Origin of the sequence: Pararhizobium qamdonense (assembly GCF_029277445.1) — a bacterium.
GTDB lineage: Bacteria > Pseudomonadota > Alphaproteobacteria > Rhizobiales > Rhizobiaceae > Pararhizobium > Pararhizobium qamdonense.
In genome coordinates this window covers 755328-770000 of sequence record NZ_CP119566.1, presented here as the reverse complement: position 1 = coordinate 770000, position 14673 = coordinate 755328, and the positions used below count along the sequence as shown (strand labels likewise).

Annotated in this window: 12 protein-coding genes and 1 tRNA gene (1 of these 13 cut by a window edge); 4 read left to right on the top strand and 9 right to left on the bottom strand. The window is 60.4% G+C overall.

Annotated elements, in window-relative coordinates; translation table 11 throughout:
* Positions 1-1343, top strand: partial view of an aldehyde dehydrogenase family protein gene (locus tag PYR65_RS03690; protein ID WP_276119939.1) — the 3' portion only. 136 nt of this gene lie to the left of the window's left edge; 1343 of the gene's 1479 nt are visible here — the last part of the coding sequence; the start codon falls outside the window, past its left edge; the stop codon is at positions 1341-1343.
* Between the two features lie 69 nt (positions 1344-1412).
* Here the strand turns inward: PYR65_RS03690 and PYR65_RS03685 are convergent, their stop codons facing one another.
* Together PYR65_RS03685 and PYR65_RS03680 are read right to left on the bottom strand one after the other, a co-directional pair.
* A complete protein-coding gene (locus tag PYR65_RS03685) occupies positions 1413-1910 on the bottom strand; it encodes a BA14K family protein (protein WP_276119938.1) in 498 nt (165 codons plus the stop codon).
* A 117-nt stretch (positions 1911-2027) separates the two neighbouring features.
* Positions 2028-2246 (bottom strand): hypothetical protein, encoded by a 219-nt coding sequence (locus PYR65_RS03680; RefSeq protein WP_276119937.1) that lies wholly within the window; start codon positions 2244-2246, stop codon positions 2028-2030.
* Between the two features lie 261 nt (positions 2247-2507).
* Here PYR65_RS03680 and PYR65_RS03675 point away from each other — a divergent pair, with 261 nt between their 5' ends.
* Complete coding sequence (locus PYR65_RS03675; protein ID WP_276120954.1) at positions 2508-3593, top strand: alpha/beta hydrolase; 1086 nt, start codon at positions 2508-2510, stop codon at positions 3591-3593.
* Positions 3594-3668: 75 nt separating this feature from the next.
* On the opposite strand, the gene metH is transcribed toward PYR65_RS03675, so the two are convergent.
* The 4 genes from metH to PYR65_RS03655 all read right to left on the bottom strand — a co-directional run bounded on the left by metH (position 3669) and on the right by PYR65_RS03655 (position 10195).
* Positions 3669-7442 carry a methionine synthase gene (gene metH, locus PYR65_RS03670; RefSeq protein WP_276119936.1) on the bottom strand — a complete coding sequence of 1258 codons (3774 nt, stop codon included), beginning with the start codon at positions 7440-7442 and terminating at the stop codon, positions 3669-3671.
* Between the two features lie 163 nt (positions 7443-7605).
* On the bottom strand, positions 7606-8763 hold the full coding sequence (locus tag PYR65_RS03665) for an AGE family epimerase/isomerase (RefSeq protein ID WP_407951303.1): 1158 nt from the start codon (positions 8761-8763) through the stop codon (positions 7606-7608).
* Positions 8764-8783: 20 nt separating this feature from the next.
* Positions 8784-9278 (bottom strand): heme-degrading domain-containing protein, encoded by a 495-nt coding sequence (locus tag PYR65_RS03660; RefSeq protein ID WP_060639087.1) that lies wholly within the window; start codon positions 9276-9278, stop codon positions 8784-8786.
* Between the two features lie 20 nt (positions 9279-9298).
* Positions 9299-10195, bottom strand: a complete 897-nt coding sequence (locus tag PYR65_RS03655) for an ROK family protein (RefSeq protein ID WP_276119935.1) — start codon at positions 10193-10195, stop codon at positions 9299-9301.
* A gap of 237 nt (positions 10196-10432) precedes the next feature.
* Between PYR65_RS03655 and PYR65_RS03650 the strand changes: the two genes are divergently transcribed.
* Positions 10433-10509, top strand: a tRNA-Arg gene (locus PYR65_RS03650).
* Between the two features lie 63 nt (positions 10510-10572).
* Here PYR65_RS03650 and PYR65_RS03645 read toward each other — a convergent pair.
* The 3 genes from PYR65_RS03645 to PYR65_RS03635 form a co-directional block, all read right to left on the bottom strand.
* Positions 10573-10737 carry a hypothetical protein gene (locus PYR65_RS03645; protein WP_200953608.1) on the bottom strand — a complete coding sequence of 55 codons (165 nt, stop codon included), beginning with the start codon at positions 10735-10737 and terminating at the stop codon, positions 10573-10575.
* Between the two features lie 351 nt (positions 10738-11088).
* Positions 11089-12372, bottom strand: a complete 1284-nt coding sequence (locus tag PYR65_RS03640) for a cystathionine gamma-synthase family protein (RefSeq protein ID WP_060639085.1) — start codon at positions 12370-12372, stop codon at positions 11089-11091.
* Positions 12373-12550: 178 nt separating this feature from the next.
* Positions 12551-14269: a cation:proton antiporter domain-containing protein gene (locus PYR65_RS03635; protein ID WP_407951302.1), complete on the bottom strand. Its 1719-nt coding sequence runs from the start codon at positions 14267-14269 to the stop codon at positions 12551-12553.
* Positions 14270-14497: 228 nt separating this feature from the next.
* Here PYR65_RS03635 and PYR65_RS03630 point away from each other — a divergent pair, with 228 nt between their 5' ends.
* Positions 14498-14635, top strand: coding sequence for a hypothetical protein (locus PYR65_RS03630; protein ID WP_276119933.1), 138 nt, complete (start codon positions 14498-14500; stop codon positions 14633-14635).
* The last annotated feature ends 38 nt before the right edge of the window (positions 14636-14673 follow it).

The window sequence follows — 14673 nt, the reverse complement described above, 5'->3', positions numbered from 1 at the left end:
TCAAAGCGGCCCGCTACGCCTTCGATTCCGGGCCCTGGCCGAAATTCACCGGCGCCCAGCGCGCCGTCTATCTGCGGGCTATTTCCGCGAAAATCATCGAAAAACGCGAATTCCTCGCCAGGCTCGAAGTCGCTGACAATGGCAAGCCGCTGCCGGAAGCGCTGTGGGATATCGACGATGCCGCCGGTTGTTTTGCCTATTACGCCATTCTGGCGGAAGAGCTCGACCAGCACCCGGAAGAGACCATTCCGCTCAGCGAGCCGCGTTTTTCCTCAAGGGTCGTGCGCGAACCGCTCGGCGTGGTCGGCGCGATCACACCGTGGAACTACCCGCTCCTGATGGTCGCTTGGAAAGTCGCCCCGGCTTTGGCTGCCGGCTGCACCATCGTGCTCAAACCCTCGGAACTGACGCCGCTGACCGCGCTCGAACTCGGTGTGATCGCCGAAGACATCGATCTCCCGGCTGGCGTGCTCAACATCGTCACCGGCACCGGAATGCAAGCCGGCGAACCTTTGACCGAACATCCGCTTGTCGACAAGCTCGCCTTTACCGGCTCGGTCTCCACCGGCCGCAAGGTGATGATGGCAGGCGCCCAGGACATCAAGACGGTCAGCCTGGAACTGGGCGGCAAATCGCCTTTCGTGATCTTTGCCGACAGCGATATCGAAAAGGCCGTCGAATGGATCATGTTCGGCATCTTCTGGAACCAGGGCCAGGTCTGTTCGGCAACGTCGCGCGTACTGGTCGAAGCCGGGCTTTACGACGCCGTCGTTTCGCGTCTCTGCGAGGAAGCGGCCAGGATCAAGATCGGCAACGGTTTAGAGGAGGGCACGCAGCTTGGGCCGATCGTCTCGAAGGGCCAATATGACAAGATCACCTCGGCAATAGACCGCGCCCGCATCGATGGCGCCGAGGTCGCCTATGGCGGGGGCCGCCCGGCCGGTTTCGAGGCCGGGTATTTCCTGGAGCCGACGGTGCTCACCGGCATGAGCGAGGACAGCTATGTCTGGAAGGAGGAGATTTTTGGCCCGGTCGTCTGCATCAAGCCGTTCAAGGACGAGGACGATGCCATCCGCATGGCCAATGACAGCCGCTTCGGGCTTGCCGCCGCCGTGATGTCGAAGGACGTGATCCGCGCCGAACGCGTCGCCGAGGCTTTTCGCGCCGGTATTGTCTGGGTGAATTGCTCGCAGCCGACCTTCGTCGAGGCGCCCTGGGGCGGATACAAGCAATCCGGTATCGGCCGCGAACTCGGCCGATGGGGTCTGTCGAACTATCTGGAAACCAAGCAGATCACCCGCTTCAACAGCGATGAGCCCTGGGGCTGGTATATCAAGGACTGAAATTGGTTTTGTGAAACGGGCAGGACAATAACGCCCTGCCCCTCGTTAAACTCTGCAAAAGCTCGTCGATCAATACGGCGAGATGCACTGACGGCGGCCGCCATTATAGGGCTGGTACGTGTTGTCATAGGCTCTATAGGAGCGGTATCGCGCAGAGCACCAGTCGGCATGCGAACCGCCGGTGCGGTAATAACGGCGCTCACCGCCATAGTAACGCGGCTGGGCCAGCATACCGCCAATGATGGCGCCCGCAGCCAAGCCGCCAAATGCCCCACCGAAATTATCGTCATATCCGCGATATCCGCCGTAATAACGCCTGTGGTGGCGATAACCACCGTAACGGTAGTAGCCATCGTGGCGATAATAGCCGCCGTTGCGATAATGCCGCCTGATATAGGGGCCACGATGCCCGTAATGGCCGTGGCGCCAGGAATGGCGATAGTAATCGACCTGTTGAACATCGGAAACCTGGGGTTTCGGCCGCTCGATGGAGGGGAATGCCTGTGCCGGCAGAACGCTTGAAAAGGCGGTCGCCAGCGACAGACCAATGATTGCAAACATCTTCATGTGAATCACCATTTACCTTTCCTTGCGGAAACGTTTGAACGGTGATTTTGTGCCATGCGCGGTGAAATAATTTCCATCCGCCCAATGCGCTTGCGAGAGACGAACCCGCAGCCGCCGTCAATCCCGCCGCTTGAACGTCAACTTGAAGCTATAGTCGCCATTGCGCTTCACCTTGGCCTTGGTCCGCACCGTGACCGGACCGCCCAGCGCGATTTCCGCATCCTCGAACGCCTGGCGCACGCCGGCCATCGCCTGGTGATAGGCGCTGTTGTCGCGTTTTGGACTATCGGCGATCGCTTTCAAAAGGGCGATCGTGTCGAGCTTATCTTCGGCCATGAATTCCCGCCCCCGCTGTCGCAAGTCCACCCTCGAAGATCGGGGGCATTCTCTGATTCGTGCCACAACCGCACCGGCCGGATCAGTATCCCAACCAGTCTGGTGTCCTCAAGACAAACATCTGCGGCAAACATCAGGCTGCCGATCTATTGCCGGCGGGAAAAATATGTCACCAAGGCCCTCATGCATTCGCAATCAAACCGGCGCGTATCAATGATCCCTTTTCAAGGCCCCCATCCCGTCCGTTCCAATCTGTGCAGGATGGCGATCGTGTTGACAGCTGTTTTACAGCTTGCGGCCTGCGCGTCGCGTCCGACGGATGCTGTCTTGCAGCCGGAAAGTGCTGCGGGCGGCGAACGGCAGATTACGCTTTTGACGGCGACCGACAGAACCAAAGATGGGCAGGGCTTTGCAAGCGGCCGTGCCCAGTCGATGGCATTCGAGAAATTTTCGATTTCGATTCCGCCAACCCATCAACCGTCGAAAATCGAATGGGCAAAAGGCAAGCCCAATGCCAAGCGCGACTTCGTGGTGACGAAGCGGACCACGCTTGAGCGGCCGGCATTTTTGGCCTTGGCGGGAACGCCGGGCACCGACGGCTCGGTTGGCCTGTTTGTTCACGGCTATAATTACAGCTACCAGGAGGGCCTGTTCCGGCTGGCGCAGATCGCCGCAGACGCAAAGACCGGGGCGACACCGGTCCTGTTTTCATGGCCGTCAGAAGCCACCGTGACCGGCTATGTGGCCGACAGGGACGCGGCCTTGTTTGCGCGCGACGACCTCGTGGCCGTCATCACCGAGATGTCGCACCAGCCTAAGGTGAAGAAATTCGTTCTGTTCGGGCATAGCATGGGCGGCTTCCTGATCATGGAAGCGCTGCGGCAGCTGAAGCTCGAGGGTCGCGGCGAGGTGCTGGCCAAGCTTGTCGTCATCCTGGCTGCGCCCGATATCGATGCCGATGTCTTCCGCAAGCAACTGACGGTTATTGGGCCGCTGAAGACACCGCTGACGCTGTTTGTGTCCAAGGATGACAAGGCGTTGAGGATTTCCAGCTTTCTCGGCGGCGAACGGCAGCGCGCCGGCAGGCTGGATGTCGATGATCCCGTCGTTGAGGACGCGGCCGCGCGCTACGGCATCAAGGTTATCGATATCACCTCGGTCAAGGCGGACGACAGGCTTGGCCATGACCGCTACGCCAATCTCGCCGCCATCGGCCCGCAGCTCGTTTCCATCGAGCAGCGCGATGGCGTGTCGTCCAGACAGACCGGAGCCTTCGTTTTCGACGCCGCAGCCTCCGTGATTTCCAGCCCGTTCAGGCTGGCGGGCCGGGTGATCGCAGGGCAATGATCTGAATTTGTGCTCCATGGCGGGCGGGGGCGGTCGAATCGAAACCGCCCCCGCGCGTGCGCAGAAAGCCTGACGCTACTCCGCCGCTTCCACCCTTTGCACCGGCACATAGTTCAGGATCGGCCCCAGCCAGCGCTCGACATCAGCGATCGGCATATCCTTGCGTGCCGCATAGTCCTCGACCTGATCGCGCTCGACCTTGGCGACGCCGAAATAATAGGCGTCGGGGTGGCCGATATAGATGCCGGAGACGGAGGATCCCGGCCACATGGCAAAGCTCTCGGTCAGCGTCACGCCGATTTCCTCTTCCGCGTTCAAGAGATCAAACAGCGTTGCCTTTTCGGTGTGATCCGGCTGGGCCGGATAACCGGGCGCCGGCCGGATACCGGCATAGGGTTCGCCCGCCAGTTCGCCGGGCGCGAAGGTCTCTCCTGCCGCATAACCCCAGAGTTCCTTGCGGACATATTCGTGCAAGCGCTCGGCAAAGGCCTCGGCGAAACGGTCGGCGAGCGCCTTCACCATGATCGAGGAATAATCGTCATTGGCCCGCTCGAAGCGCTCGGCAATCGCCACTTCCTCGATACCGGCAGTGACGACGAAGCCGCCGAGATAATCCCGCTTGCCGCTATCGACGGGAGCAACGAAGTCCGACAGCGCCACGTTCGGGCGGCCGTCGCGCTTGGCCATCTGCTGGCGCAGCGTGAAGAAGGTGGCGCGTTCCGTTGAACGGCTCTCGTCGGTAAACAGGCGGATATCGTCACCGGCAACACCGGCCGGCCAAAAGCCCACAACGGCCTTCGGTGCGAACCATTTTTCAGTGATGACCTTGGCCAGCATCGCCTGGGCATCGGCAAAGAGGGCACGGGCAGCTTCGCCCTGGCGCTCGTCGTCCAGGATTTTCGGGTAGACGCCCTTCATTTCCCAGGTCTGGAAGAACGGCGTCCAGTCGATATACTCAGCCAGCTCCGCCAGGTCCCAATTCTGGAAAACCCGGGTGCCGAGGAAGGACGGCGTCTTGGGCTCGTAGAAATCCCAATCGACCTTCTGCGCATTGGCGCGGGCTTTGGCGAGCGGCAGACGCTGCTTTTCCAGCTCGTTGCGGGCATGCGCATCCGCCACCTTCTTGTATTCGGCCCGGACGGTGTCGATATAGCCGCCCTTCATCTCAGGCGACAGCAGGCTGGACACCACGCCAACCGCACGGCTGGCATCGGTGACGTAGATCGCCTGGCCCTGGTTGTAGCGGGGGTGGATCTTGACTGCGGTATGGACCCGGCTGGTGGTGGCACCGCCGATCAGAAGCGGGATATTGAACCCTTCGCGTTCCATTTCGGCCGCCACATGCGCCATCTCGTCAAGCGACGGCGTGATCAGGCCGGAGAGGCCGATAATATCGACATTCTTTTCGCGGGCGACCTCCAGAATCCTAGCCGAGGGCACCATGACGCCAAGGTCGATGATCTCATAGTCGTTGCAGGCGAGAACAACGCCGACGATATTCTTGCCGATGTCGTGCACATCGCCCTTCACCGTCGCCATCAGCACCTTGCCGGCGCTCTTGCGCTCGCCAAGGCCGCCACCGGCCAGCCGTTCGGCTTCCATATAGGGCAGGAGAATGGCCACCGCCTGCTTCATCACGCGGGCGGATTTCACCACCTGCGGCAGGAACATCTTGCCCGCTCCGAAGAGATCGCCGACGACGTTCATCCCGGCCATCAGCGGACCTTCGATGACGTGCAACGGCCGCTCGGCATTCTGACGGGCTTCTTCCGTATCGGCCTCGATGAACTCGGTGATGCCGTTGACCAGCGCGTGTTCAAGCCGCTTTTCGACACCCCAGTCGCGCCATTTCAGGTCCCGCTCCTTGGCTTCCTTGCCGGCGGTGCCCTTGAAGCGTTCGGCAAGCTCCAGCATGCGCTCGGTCGAATCGGCACGGCGGTTGAGAACCACGTCCTCGCAGGCTTCCTTCAGTTCCGGCTCGATCTGATCGTAGACCACCAGCTGACCGGCATTGACGATGCCCATGTCCATGCCTGCCTGGATGGCGTGATAGAGGAACACCGCATGCATGGCTTCGCGCACCGGCTCGTTGCCGCGGAAGGAGAAGGACAGGTTGGAGACGCCGCCGGAAATATGCACATGCGGCAGGGTGTCGATGATCTCGCGCGTCGCCTCGATGAAATCGACGCCGTAATTGTTATGCTCCTCGATACCGGTGGCCACGGCAAAGACGTTGGGGTCGAAGACGATATCTTCCGGCGCGAAATTGGCCTGTTCGGTGAGCAGCTTGTAGGCGCGGGTGCAGATCTCGACCTTGCGTGCCTGCGTGTCCGCCTGTCCCTGTTCATCGAACGCCATGACCACGACAGCGGCGCCATAGGCGCGGCAAAGCCGGGCATGGTGCAGGAAGGCTTCCTCGCCTTCTTTCATCGAGATCGAATTGACCAGCGGCTTGCCCTGCACGCATTTCAGGCCGGCCTCGATGATCTCCCATTTGGACGAATCGATCATCACCGGAACCCGGGCAATATCCGGTTCGGCGGCAATAAGATTCAGAAACTCGACCATCGCCTGCTTCGAATCGATCAGGCCTTCGTCCATGTTGATATCGATGATCTGGGCGCCATTGGCCACCTGGTCGCGGGCGACATCGAGTGCCGCCGCATAATCGCCAGCGGTGATCAACTTGCGGAACTTGGCCGAGCCCGTAACGTTCGTGCGCTCGCCGACATTGACGAAGGGAATATCCTTGGTGAGCGTGAACGGCTCAAGCCCGGACAGTTTCATCAGCCGCGGCACTTCGGGGATGGCGCGGGGCGCGTGTTTTGCCACGGCCTGCGCAATTGCGCGGATATGCGCCGGCGTCGAGCCACAGCAGCCGCCAACGATGTTGACAAGGCCTTCGCGGGCAAAGCCCTCGATCTGGGCCGCCATTTCATCCGGCGTTTCATCATACTGGCCGAACTCGTTGGGCAGGCCGGCATTCGGATAGGCGCAGACGAATGTATCGGCGACGCCCGAAATTTCGGCGAGATGCGCGCGCATCGCATTGGCGCCGAGCGCGCAGTTGAGGCCGATGGTGAAGGGATCGGCATGACGCACCGAGTGCCAGAACGCGGTCGGTGTCTGGCCCGACAGCGTGCGGCCGGAGAGGTCGGTGATCGTGCCGGAGATCATGACGGGCAGCCGGATGCCCATTTCGATGAACACTTCCTCGGTGGCAAAGATCGCCGCCTTCGCGTTCAGCGTATCGAAGATGGTCTCGATCAGCACGATATCCGTGCCGCCGTCGATCAGGCCGCGCAGCTGCTCGGCATAGGCGATGCGCAGGTCATCGAAGGAGACGGCGCGGTAGCCGGGATTGTTCACATCGGGCGAAATCGACGCCGTGCGGTTGGTCGGGCCTAAAGCGCCGGCAACGAAGCGGCGCCTGCCATCGACCTGCTGCGCCCGCAATCCGGCGCGCCGCGCCAGCCGCGCGCCATCGCGGTTGAGCTCATAGACCATCGCTTCCATGCCGTAATCGGCCTGGGCAATCGAGGTGGAGGAAAACGTGTTGGTCTCGAGGATATCGGCGCCGGCAATGGCGTAGTTATAATGGATTTCCTCGATCGCGCCCGGCTGAGTCAGCGTCAGAAGGTCATTATTGCCCTGTAGATGACATTCGCAGGCAACGAAGCGGTCGCCGCGAAAATGGTCTTCGCCAAGGCCGAGCTGCTGGATTTCCGTGCCCATCGCACCATCCATGATCAGGATGCGCTCGCGGGCGGCTGCTTTCAGCGCGGCCATGACTTCGGACCCGTCCGGTTTGGGTAAAACGGCACCGAAAAGTGCATCAATGGCGGACATGGGAAATCTCCCGTTCTGAAAACGACAATAAACTGCAAATCAGCAATCACATAAAGATATCTTTATGTCAATATATGAGTTTGCCCATCGATGTTTTTCGAAACTGAACGGCCCGCCTCTGTTCGAAGCGGGCCGCACCAAAAACATTAGTAGTCGCTTGGACTTACAATCGCTTCAGGCAATCGTCCAATTCGTAGATGGCGCACAGGATGTGATAGAAACTGCTGGCCGGGGCCGGCTCTTCGACGAAAACCCCATCCGCCTGCTGCTTGTCCCGCCAGAGGCCTTCGACCGGTGTATCGAGGAAGCTTTGCAATGCGGTTGCGGCGCGTACGGCAGAACGCAGGTAGCGCTCGCGCTCCTCTCCCTGCGTCAGCGCAGCAAAACGGATGGCCGATTTCAGCCATTCCGTCTGCGGCCAGAGCCGGGCAATCGGATCCGCCACCGAGAAATCATCCAGCAACGTCATGACGGCGACATCGCGCGGCTGGGCGATGCCATATTGCTCGCCGATTTCAAACAGCCGCCGCGCCTTGACCAGACCGTCGGCATTTCCGCGCCGCTCGGCCCAGCGCAACAGAAGCCAGGCCCATTCGAACTGATGGCCGGGCTCGACGATGCGGCCCTTGTCACCAGGCATCGGCGCCCAGTCCTGATCGAAGAATTCGCGCAAGGCGCCGGTTTCGCGGTCGATGAAATGATCCATGCAGAGGAATGCGATTTCATCGGCCAGATTGGTCCAGGCCACCGTGTCGAAGCCTTCGACCGTCTCGCTGGCAAGGCATGCCTCAAACAGATGCATATGCGGATTGGAGCAGAGCGGCAGTCGCGGCGGATTATCCTCCTCGAACCCCGCCACCGGATGTTTGCAATGGGCTTCAATCCGCGCGCGCAATGCATTGCTGCGCTCGATCATCTCTGCCTTGCGGCTGGGGAAAACCTGCGCCAGATAGGCAAAGGCCAAGAAGGCGAAGGCCTGATTGTAGAGATCGAAGGATGGATCGACAAGATTGCCATCCGCATCCGCCAGCGCGCCATAAAAGCCGCTTGGCTGCAGGTAGACCCGGTCGAAATAGGCAAGCCCATGGGTCGCGGGCGTCTGCCAATCGCCGGACCATCCGCGCCGTCCAGCCTCCGCAAAGCAATAGACCTGCCGCGGCTGGACGCGCGCGCGCCGGTTGGCCCGCGTCGACTGCCCCGCCATGTCGATCGTCTCGACAAAGCCGCCGCCGGCGCCGTCAAAGCCCTTGTCACGCCAGAGCGGCAGCGCCTTGTTGGCAAGCCATTCGTTCAGTTTTTCGGAAAACCCGGCAATATCCATTGAAATCTGTCCGTCCACACTCATTCGCCGAGTTTCAGCCCATCGATATCCTTGCCAAGCAGCGTGGCAAGGGCTTCGACCACCATGATGTGATCGTCACGCTGGGGCAAGCCCGAAACAGTGACGGCGCCGACGCAGCCGGTGCCCCTGACAACGATCGGGAAACTGCCGCCATGCGGCGCGAATTCCGCGTCCGGCAGGCCGAATTTCGCCTGCAGCGTGGTCTCCTGCTTCGCAAGCGACAAACCTACCGCATAGCTGCTTTTCAAAAAGCGGAACACGCTGTTGCGCTTGCGGCGCACCCAGTTCGGATTGTCCGGCGTCGAGCCTTCCAGTGCCGTATAAAACACCGGCATGGAAAACAGCGTCACGTCGATAACGACCCCCAGCTTGCGCTCCACGGCCATTTCACGCAGCAGCGATCCGAGCGCCCAGGCCGTTTCCAGACTGAAACTGTCGAATTGCAGCTCCTTTTCCTGAAGGGCAATCCGCTCCAGATCCGCGTCAATACTCATTCTGCATTCCCCTTCTACCCTCAATCTTTCCAGAGCCAGGCCGCCCCGCGCACCCCGGAACTATCCCCATGCACCGCCTTGCGGATCGGCGTCTCAAAACTGTCGCCGAAGATATATTGGACGATCAGGTCGGGCAATTCGTCGTAGATCTCATCGACATTCGACATGCCGCCACCCAGCACGAAGACATCCGGATCGATAATATTGGTCAAAAGCGCCAGGCTGCGGGCAAGCCGGTCGACAAAGCGTTCATAGACGGCAACTGCCACCGGCTCGCCATTGCGCTTGTCGGCGATGATGTCGCGGCCGCGCCGGTCAACGCCCGTGGTCAGCCGGTAATCCAGCTCCACCCCGGTGCCGCAGGCATACATGTCCAGGCAGCCATGTTTGCCGCACCAGCATTTATGGCCGGGATATTCATCCCTGGTCATCCAGGGCAGCGGATAATGGCCGATTTCGGCGGCAATGCCCTGATAGCCGGCATGCACATGCTTGCCGATTGCAAGCCCGCCGCCATGACCGGTGCCGACGATGACGCCGAACACCGTATGCGCATCCTTGCCGGCGCCATCGACCGCTTCCGAGATCGCCAGGCAATTGGCATCGTTGGCCAGGCGCACCTCGCGGCCAAGCGCCTGCCCGAGATCGCGCCCGAGAGGCTGGCCATTCAACAGCACGGCATTGGAATTGCGCACGATGCCGGTGCGCGGATTGGGACTGCCGGGAATGCCGATGCCGATCGTCCCAGTTTCCCCCGCCATCTGCTCGGCAGCCGCGACAAGCTCCTGTACGGCGCGGATACAGGCGTCATAGCCGCTGGTGGGCGTGGCGATGCGGTGCCTTGCCCGTGTTGTGCCATCGCGATCGAGCGCGATGACTTCCATTTTCGTGCCGCCCCAATCAATTCCAATGAACATGCCGGATCAAACTCTGTGGGTTTTCATCAAAAGCGGCGCCGTTACGGCCGGGTCTCCTCCCCGTTTCGCCGCACACTGCTTAACATCGGAAAAGCCTCCGGCGCCAGCCCCGGCCGGACATCACGCACATCGGAAAACCCTGTTCGGTGAAATGCATCAAAAGCGAGCCGGAAAACACTTGCCTTCCCGGAAAACACTTGGCTTCCGGCTGCGCCTTTTGTAAGTGTTCTTCCGGCTGGTCCCATAGCTCAGCAGGATAGAGCGCAGGATTCCTAATCCTGAGGCCGATGGTTCGAATCCATCTGGGATCACCACGCACCACAGATATCAAAATGCGGTGCAGGCAGATCCCCGGCAATAACGCTCGCTATCGGACCTTAATAGTTGATCCGCACACCGCCCGGATCGGACGCGCCGAAATCGGGCACCGGGCTATAACCCTGATACTGGGCATAGGTGGTGTTGGTGCCGCCCGTGCTTGCGCATCCGGAAAGAGCCAGGATTGCCAGCGCTGCAACGGCCATCAGAGATTTAAGGGGCATGGGTTTCTCCTGTCGAGGGGATCGGCCAGCGGGCCGGACGGCCTTGGCAAATGTTTATCCAGAGTATCTGTCCAGATCATCTGCCATGACAAGTAGGGCCATCTCAGCGAAAGGCGAGATACAAACGACAGCGTTAATGCAATTTGAAAAGAAACCGAGCGGCAGGAACCGCCGGAGCGCGCGCCCAAAGAAAAAGGCCGGGTAAGAACCCGACCTCTCCGACCCGTCTCGACAGCCATTGCCAGTACATCCGTGGTCAACCGCTGGAAACGAATTCCATGGGTGCAATATGGCAAGGGAATGTAACCATTTCAAGACAAAGCGAAAATTAAGAAAAAAATCGTTGCCCCCTCAAGCTGCGTCCAGCGCGATGGTCAGGTCGGCAATCAGATCGTCGGGATGTTCGATACCGATCGAAAGCCGGATGGTTGATTCCAGCACACCGATCCTTTGGCGAACGTCCAGCGGCACGCCGGAATGGGTCATGGTGGCCGGGTGGCTGGCGAGCGATTCCGTGCCCCCGAGACTGACTGCCAGCTTGAAGATCTGCAGGGCGTTCAGAAACTTGAACGAGGCCGGCTGGCCACCGGCGATATCGAACGAAAACGTCGATCCCGCGCCGGTGCATTGCGCGGCATAGGTCTTGCCGAGCGGCGACTGCGGATCGTGGTAGGGCAGATAGTGAATGCCCTCGACCTTCGGATGATCGCGCAGGAAATTGGCAATCTCGAGCGCATTGCTGTTGGCCTTCTCCATGCGGATCGACAATGTCTCCAGAGACCGGCCAAGCATCCAGCAGGAATGCGGATCAAGTTGCGTGCCGATGGCACCGCGCAGCGCCTTGACCTGCTTCATCACCGATTTTGCGCCCAGAGCCGCCCCCGCGATCAGATCCGAATGACCGCCGACATATTTGGTCAGCGAATAGAGCGAGATATCGGCGCCATGCTCGATCGGCCGCTGGAAGACCGGGCCAAGCAAGGTATTGTCGCAGGCGACAATCGGCGTATGCCCCTGTTTCGCACCGATCGCATCGGCAATCCTGCGGATCATCGCGACATCGACAAGGCTGTTGGTGGGGTTGGCCGGTGTTTCGATCAGGATCATCGACACCCGGCCTTTCGCCATTGCCTCTTCTGCCGCCGATTGCACGGACGCCTCGTTGACGCCGTCGGCAAACCCGACTGCCGCGACGCCCATGTTGAGAAACGTCTTTGCCAGCAGTGTTTCCGTTCCGCCGTAAAGTGGCTGCGAATGCAGAACGGCGTCTCCCGGCCGCACGAACGCCAGAAGCGTCGTTGCGATCGCCGACATGCCGGAGGAAAACAGCGCACAGCTTTCCGTGCGCTCGTAAACCGCAAGCCGGTCTTCGACGATCTCGCTATTGGGATGATTGAAACGCGAATAGACCAGCCCGGCGCCGGTGCCCTCCGGCGGTTCGCGGCGGCCGGACACGAAATCGAAGAAATCGCGCCCCTCCTCGGCCGACTTGAAGACGAAGGTGGAGGTCAGAAACACCGGCGGCTTGACCGCGCCTTCGGAGAGCTCCGGATCGTAGCCGTAGTTCAGCATCAGGGTTTCCGGATGCAGTTTGTGGTTGCCGATATGGGTCTTGGAGGGATGTGGAGCGGTCATGGCGATCTCCCGGATTTGCTGCGATTGCAGCAGTCTACATCACTTTTCGCCACGGCTTATTGCCATTTTCCGGGATTTTTCATCCGAAAATTGCGCTGCCGCTGCTCATGAGAGCCAAAACGCGGAAATGTCGGAACCGGAGCCAATGAACGGTGACGTCATCTCCGGCCCAACCCCATCAGCTGGCCGCGCCGCCCTGGACAATGCCGGGCACGTTCATCTTCTTGCGTTCGCGGGCCATGTCGCTGACGGCGGCGCGCAGGCGCGGATGCCGCGCCATGAAAATATTGAAATCCCGCCGGTCGAGTTTGAAGAAATTGCAGAAATCAACAGCGATCACATCGGCCGTGCGCAATCCGCCGCTGAGCAATGCCATCTCGCCGAAAAACGCCCCCGCCTCCAGCCGGATCGCATTGCCCGGCAAGCGGACCTCGGCGGCACCGGACGAGATGAAATACATCGCATCGCCCCGCTCGCCGACCCGGATGACCTTGTCGCCGGGCGAGGCGGAGGCTGGACGGAACAGCAGCAGAAGCTCCTCCAGCGCATGTTCATTGACCTCGGAAAACAGCGGGAAGGTATGGACCAGCTGCTGCTTTTTCAGCTGCTGCTTGCTTTCCTTCTCCTCGACGCGAGCCTTGATGATATCGAGGTCACGGGTCAACAGTTTGATTTTCCGTGCGCCATAGACCGGCGCAGCCCCACCCATTGCCGTCTTCAGCTTTGCCGCCGCCCAGAAGATCAGCGGATTGAGGGTGATCGACAGGATGGCACCGGCAAGAATGAGGTCGTAGCCCTCCTGCGACATGAGGCCCAGGGAAACACCAAGCCCCGCGACGATGAAGGAGAATTCGCCGATCTGGGCAAGGCTCGCCGCCACCGTCAGCGCCATCGACAGGGGATAGCGCAGCATCAGCACGAAACCGGCGGCAATCAGCGATTTTCCAACTGTGATCAGCGCCAGGATGGCAAGAACGGCCAGCGGCTGCTCGATCAGGATTTTCGGGTTGAACAACATGCCGACCGAGACGAAGAACAGGACCGAAAAGGCATTTTGCAGCGGCAGGGAATCAGCGGCCGCCCTGTGGCTGAGATGCGATTCGCTCATGACGACACCCGCGAAAAAGGCGCCAAGTGCAAACGAAACCCCGAACAGCATCGCCGAACCGAAGGCGATGCCAAGCGCGATGGCAAGAACGGTGAGCGTGAACAGTTCGCGCGAACCGGTGCGGGCAACCAGCGTCAAAAGCCAGGGAACGATCCGTGGTCCCAATACGATGGCGAGGACGGCGAAGGCGCCGAGCTTGACCAAAGTCAGCACGATCGTCAGCGCAACCGGCGTCGTAGCGCCCTCCGCCGCATGCGCCGCAGCCCCTTGAGCGCCCAAGACCTCGGCAACGATCGGCAGGAGAACGAGCGCGAGCACCATTGCCAGGTCCTCGACGATCAGCCAGCCGATCGCCACCCGTCCATTTGGCGAGTTGACCAGGTTGCGTTCCTCCAGCGCTTTCAAGAGAACGACGGTGCTGGCCACGGAAACGCTGAGCCCGAAAACCAGCCCCGCGCCGAGATCCCAGCCCCAGAGCGTACACAGGCCAATGCCAAGAAGCGTTGCCAGGATGATCTGGCCGATGGCCCCGGGGATCGCCACGCCACGCACGGCGATGAGATCTGCGGCGGAAAAATGCAGGCCGACGCCGAACATCAAAAGAATGACGCCGATCTCGGCAAGTTGTGTGGCGAGCGCCGTGTCAGCGGTAAACCCCGGCGTAAAAGGCCCCATCAGAATGCCGGCAAACAGATATCCGACCAACGGCGGCAGGCGCAGCCGGTCCGCAAAATAACCGCAGGCCGCCGCCAGAACGAAGCTGATTGCGACAGTTGCCACCAATGCCATATCGTGATGCACGCACTAACCCCCCGGCTGCTTTTCGTGTGCCAATCTGATCTATTGGCATCGTAGGCTGCCAGCAAGTCCTCAAACCAGTCAAAAAAGCCGGATTATCTTTCTTGCTGTCCAAACCGGGCTGCACAGCCGCTTCTGCAATCCGGCAATCTGCGGGTCTGCTTATGGAACAAGCCTTGCCTTCATACGTTTCCAGCGTGCTTAAACAGGAACAGTCCTATGCAAATGTCCATGCGCGCCGTTGTCTTCGTCATCGTCGGTTCGATCCTCAGCATCCTTGTGATCAAATATGCAGATAACGATCTGAGCGCTGCCGTGCCGATGATGGACCCGGCCACGGCGGCAGAGCCCGCCTGATCCCATCGCGATAAAAAACCGCCACAATCAATCGTCAC

Bases quoted from the DNA above. Each gene is read 5' to 3' on its own strand.
- PYR65_RS03660 (WP_060639087.1), bottom strand. From the start codon at position 9,278: ATGAGTATTGACGCGGATCTGGAGCGGATTGCCCTTCAGGAAAAGGAG.
- PYR65_RS03640 (WP_060639085.1), bottom strand. From the start codon at position 12,372: ATGACCGCTCCACATCCCTCCAAGACCCATATCGGCAACCACAAACTG.
- PYR65_RS03675 (WP_276120954.1), top strand. From the start codon at position 2,508: ATGGCGATCGTGTTGACAGCTGTTTTACAGCTTGCGGCCTGCGCGTCG.
- PYR65_RS03655 (WP_276119935.1), bottom strand. From the start codon at position 10,195: ATGTTCATTGGAATTGATTGGGGCGGCACGAAAATGGAAGTCATCGCG.
- PYR65_RS03630 (WP_276119933.1), top strand. From the start codon at position 14,498: ATGCAAATGTCCATGCGCGCCGTTGTCTTCGTCATCGTCGGTTCGATC.
- metH (WP_276119936.1), bottom strand. From the start codon at position 7,442: ATGTCCGCCATTGATGCACTTTTCGGTGCCGTTTTACCCAAACCGGAC.
- PYR65_RS03645 (WP_200953608.1), bottom strand. From the start codon at position 10,737: ATGCCCCTTAAATCTCTGATGGCCGTTGCAGCGCTGGCAATCCTGGCT.
- PYR65_RS03665 (WP_407951303.1), bottom strand. From the start codon at position 8,763: ATGGATATTGCCGGGTTTTCCGAAAAACTGAACGAATGGCTTGCCAAC.
- PYR65_RS03685 (WP_276119938.1), bottom strand. From the start codon at position 1,910: ATGAAGATGTTTGCAATCATTGGTCTGTCGCTGGCGACCGCCTTTTCA.
- PYR65_RS03635 (WP_407951302.1), bottom strand. From the start codon at position 14,269: ATGGCATTGGTGGCAACTGTCGCAATCAGCTTCGTTCTGGCGGCGGCC.
- PYR65_RS03680 (WP_276119937.1), bottom strand. From the start codon at position 2,246: ATGGCCGAAGATAAGCTCGACACGATCGCCCTTTTGAAAGCGATCGCC.